Here is a 4019-nt window from a genome sequence, read left to right as displayed (position 1 = left end):
TTATTTTTTTCTCTGAACATTCTTTTAACCAATTAAAAAATTGCCGTTCTGCCCTGAAAGGAATGCTATTGACATAATTATTATCCATCCCCGGTACAAACACGTAATCTCCTTCCTTTAAAGTTGCTTCTTTATAATTGTCAACTTTATGGAATGCAAGTCCTGAGGTAGATACGGGTATGTCCTCGTAGGTGTAGAATTCAATAGCGGCATCGAAGCCATAAAACTTGGCTTCTGTAAAAACCTGTACTGGTCCTGCCATATCTAGAAGTTCTACTGTTGGAGGTATGATAAAAGCAAATCTTTTCATTGGATTAATAAATTTATATAAGGAACAAATGTTAGGGGTGGTTTTACTTACCTCCTCTTATCTCAAGCTTTCTACTTCCGATTTTGTAAACACCTTTTTAAATCCGAAATGATATATTTCGCTTTCATTGTTTTTGACAGGATATGCGTTAATGAAAACCCATCCTTCTTTACCCATAAAATTTAATGCATCGATAATAGTATTGAACTTTTTAAATCTTCCATCATAGGTTTTAAGCCTGGTATCTCTCCAAAAACTTTTCTCCTCCCCAAAGTCAATATCAATAGTAACCTTGTTGCTTAGAAGCCTGGGAGTGGCAATAACCTGGCAATACTGTTCAATTTGTGAAGTGTCCGCTTGAGCAAATGATGAATAGGACAAGAATAAAAAAAGCCCTATATAAATTGTTTGTTTCATTTTTATTGTTTGTAAGGATTTATAATAGTGTAAAAGTAAACTGTAGAAGAAGGTTTTAAAGGACAGTTAGATGTCAATTACTGACATTTGCTGCCACGCTGTCTAACTTCTATAAGCCCCTTTTGAGGTTAAACTAAAGTTGCCCATAGATTTGCTGATGAAGTGATTGCGACGCAACGATGATGGTATGTAAAGCGATGTCGGTATCGGCTAAAAACAAAATTTAGGCATCTTCTAAAATGATTTAATATTTATCCCTTTGCCATTGTTCTTCACTCTAAAAACTAAGAAAAAGTAAACACCTAAAAGGACGTCAACTATAACACAATATAGTGGGTAATAGTCGGGAATATTAGTCTTTACAATAGAGTCTTTATGATGTAATACGTCCCAAATGCCATGAAGGACTATTCCGTAAGCAATTAGAGAATTATTTTTTGAATATCCAATAACTGCGATCAAATAGAAAACTACTGCAACCAATATTTCCAGTAGAATCGAGCTTAGAGGATTGCCCTTTAGTGAAAAGCCAACGTAAATAAAGGCTATTGAACATAGAATAGTTGCAGCAACTAATTTAGCGGAAAAATGCTTTGATAGTAAAATCGTAAATAGTATTACGAACAATGCTGTTGCTATAGCTGAAAGTAGTTGTATCATCTTTATAATTTTGATGCTCTTTATAAACTTAATTACATTATCCGCTCGAAGATTTCGGTTCTGCCAAATAGAGATATACCTATGTATCCTCTTACTTTTAATCTTTTTCCGTTAAAACTCATTTTACAATCATAGGTTTTTCCGCTCTCGGGGTCGTAAATCTTACCATCCTCGTAGGTTTCATCTTTGTAGATGAAGTTTGTGAAAAGTTGAGTGCCTAAGAGATCCCTGTTCCTTAAAGAAGGATTAGGGTTTTTCAAATCTTTCCTCTTGGTTTCCGTCCAGATGGATTTACCGAAATACCTGTCACCCGTCTTATAGATTTCAATCTTTGCATCTTTTTTTGGCGACCAGTAGACCCCGATGATTTTGTCTGCAACAGTTGGATTTGATTTAGCAAATGAAAGTGTGAAAAGCAGGGTTAAAGCAAAAGAGAAACTGATAATCTTTTTCATTTTCGTATAGTTTTAGTGGTATGATATTTTAGTGAGGGTGAAATACACAAGGGATAAAAGAAAAACTTAATTGTAGTCAAGCATCAACTTTACGCAGTTCTTAAAATTCGTTCCATATAGCGATGCAATTCTTTGAAGACATTTTTCTATAAAATATTGCTTCGGTTCGGTGCTATATTTTATCATGCTTGCGTTGGTAAAAACATTTTGCGTGACATTTTCGAGCTGCAGATTTAAGACATGGAGTTCATTTACCTTGTCTTCCTTTGTATCTCCCGTTGGATAAAGAGTCAATCCGTACTTTGATGAAACGCTTTCTCCATCCGAGGAAAAGGAGTTTATGGACTTTGGGAAAGATCGCACGTAGGTATCTAATACACTAGCCAATTGAAATTCATTCAAACTATCGGTGAGTAAAACACCAATTCTGTAATTTTTGCTGAACAACATCTTCGTTGCTATTTTAATGATTGCGCCTTTACTTACAACCAGGCTTTGATGATCAACTTTTATATCAGCGTGAGGATAACGCACATCATGAAGAACACCTTGCATCGTTTGTTCTCCAAACAATCTTTTTATTACGGTAAGGCTTCCTTCAACAGCATTGGAAACTCCGGCCGTACTATACAAGTTGCCACTTTCTGTAACGCTTTTGTCTTTTACCCAATGTGCTTTAGGAAACTGCTTTTGAAGTATTTTATAGTCAGAAGCATGGGTAGTCAATGGCTTGCCGTCATAAAGGCCTGTAGCAGCTGCCGTTGCTGATCCATCACAAATGGACAATATAATATTTGAACCTGTGTAATGACTTTTTATCCAACCAACATTAGATGCTTTTGGAGGAGTCTTTAGATGAATAGTCAGATTAGGAATAACAATGACATCAGGAATGATATGTAGTGAATCTATCTCAGAAAAGGAGTAATGAGGAAGTATGAAAAGGCTATTTACTAATAGGATGGGAGCTTTTTTTTCTGATACTACAAATACGTTGGCTTTTTTAGTTGCATTAAATAAATAAAACGGAGCCATCAGGTCAAACATCTCTGTTCCATCATTGTCAGCAACGATAATGACTGTCTTTTTTGTGCTGTCGAATCTAGGCTCTGACCATGCTAAGTCATTGCTGCCTTTATAGATTTTTATTTTTTGTGAAAAGACTTGTGGAAGTGCAAAGTAGAGAACTAAGCTAAGGACCAGTAATGTTGTAACTGTGATTATAAGTGCTTTTTTTATCTTTTTCATAATAGTAGTTGTTTGATTATTATGATGTAAAGATGCAATGCCTGAAAACGTTTTTTAGGACGATACTGTGTCAGAAAAGGACACATATATTCCTGAAGTTAAGGACGGTTATTTTTATATTAATTAGATAAAAAATAGAGCCTGGAAAGTCAGGGTCTTGAACTAAGAGCCATTTTACCCCCAACAACGTAAGCCACCGTCTAATTCCTCATCCTTAATTCTTCGCTCTATTGCATAGGGTTTTTGAAACCTGTTTAATGCATATTCTGCCCTGGGCTTTATCATTTCCCAGTGCATCATTAAACTAACGTCTCGCATAGCCCGCCCCGCATGTGCATTGCGGCCCAATAACTGAAAGTACAAGTGAGTGACACAACGTTGTTGAATGATGAATTAATGCTTGCTACACAAAAATTAATGCACGTTGGGGGGTGCCATGCAATGAATAAGGGTTATGCCTGCCCTTTTATCAAAGTCCTCGTGAGCTGCATATCCATCTGTCTGCAAATAACCCTTGTAGTCTTTTAAAATATCATCCGGTCCTTCCCGTCCACGTCCTTTGCGATAATCAAACAGTACTAATTTGCCTTTACTGTTGTGATAAACCCAGTAATAGCCCTGGTGAGTAGTGCCTTTTTTGCTTTCATCCAGCACCTTAAGAGGTGTTTCATCTGCATGCAGGTAACCACAAGCCAATACAATCTTTTTATGGGCTTCGTATAATGCAGCTACATGAGTTAGTACTGCTTTTACCCAATCATTTATTCGTAGACTGAGCAATATTTACGCCTACTCTTGCAAAGCGTTGCATCTGGCGGTGAAGCGGAAGATGATCAACATACTTGTCTACTATCATCTGCGCAAGCAATCCTTCTGCGGCCATGCATTTTCCATTATACGCCTGGGAAGTGAGGGTGTGATAACAGTGC

General features: G+C 36.7%; 6 protein-coding genes and 1 pseudogene. All 7 read right to left on the bottom strand.

What is annotated here, in order from left to right:
- A pseudogene (locus JWR87_RS09775) lies at positions 1-310 on the bottom strand (AraC family transcriptional regulator); the annotation flags it as partial.
- Between the two features lie 57 nt (positions 311-367).
- Positions 368-727, bottom strand: coding sequence for a hypothetical protein (locus JWR87_RS09770; protein ID WP_297818997.1), 360 nt, complete (start codon positions 725-727; stop codon positions 368-370).
- A 234-nt stretch (positions 728-961) separates the two neighbouring features.
- Entirely contained in the window at positions 962-1387 is a 426-nt protein-coding gene (locus tag JWR87_RS09765) for a DUF6010 family protein (protein WP_297818994.1), read from the bottom strand.
- A 32-nt stretch (positions 1388-1419) separates the two neighbouring features.
- Complete coding sequence (locus JWR87_RS09760; protein WP_297818992.1) at positions 1420-1842, bottom strand: DUF2147 domain-containing protein; 423 nt, start codon at positions 1840-1842, stop codon at positions 1420-1422.
- A 66-nt stretch (positions 1843-1908) separates the two neighbouring features.
- Positions 1909-3090, bottom strand: coding sequence for a DJ-1/PfpI family protein (locus JWR87_RS09755; protein WP_297818989.1), 1182 nt, complete (start codon positions 3088-3090; stop codon positions 1909-1911).
- 414 nt (positions 3091-3504) lie between these two features.
- Positions 3505-3870 carry a transposase gene (locus JWR87_RS09750; protein ID WP_297818986.1) on the bottom strand — a complete coding sequence of 122 codons (366 nt, stop codon included), beginning with the start codon at positions 3868-3870 and terminating at the stop codon, positions 3505-3507.
- Positions 3848-3946 carry a transposase gene (locus JWR87_RS20275; protein WP_366090444.1) on the bottom strand — a complete coding sequence of 33 codons (99 nt, stop codon included), beginning with the start codon at positions 3944-3946 and terminating at the stop codon, positions 3848-3850. The genes JWR87_RS09750 and JWR87_RS20275 overlap by 23 nt, the downstream gene beginning before the upstream one ends.
- Positions 3947-4019: the final 73 nt, after the last annotated feature.

The organism is Segetibacter sp. (assembly GCF_025963695.1).
Classification (GTDB): Bacteria; Bacteroidota; Bacteroidia; order Chitinophagales; family Chitinophagaceae; genus Segetibacter.
Note: the sequence above shows the minus strand (reverse complement) of the source record. Positions and strands in the feature narration are given on the sequence as shown.

Bases quoted from the DNA above. Each gene is read 5' to 3' on its own strand.
- JWR87_RS09760 (WP_297818992.1), bottom strand. From the start codon at position 1,842: ATGAAAAAGATTATCAGTTTCTCTTTTGCTTTAACCCTGCTTTTCACA.
- JWR87_RS09765 (WP_297818994.1), bottom strand. From the start codon at position 1,387: ATGATACAACTACTTTCAGCTATAGCAACAGCATTGTTCGTAATACTA.
- JWR87_RS09770 (WP_297818997.1), bottom strand. From the start codon at position 727: ATGAAACAAACAATTTATATAGGGCTTTTTTTATTCTTGTCCTATTCA.
- JWR87_RS20275 (WP_366090444.1), bottom strand. From the start codon at position 3,946: ATGATAGTAGACAAGTATGTTGATCATCTTCCGCTTCACCGCCAGATG.
- JWR87_RS09755 (WP_297818989.1), bottom strand. From the start codon at position 3,090: ATGAAAAAGATAAAAAAAGCACTTATAATCACAGTTACAACATTACTG.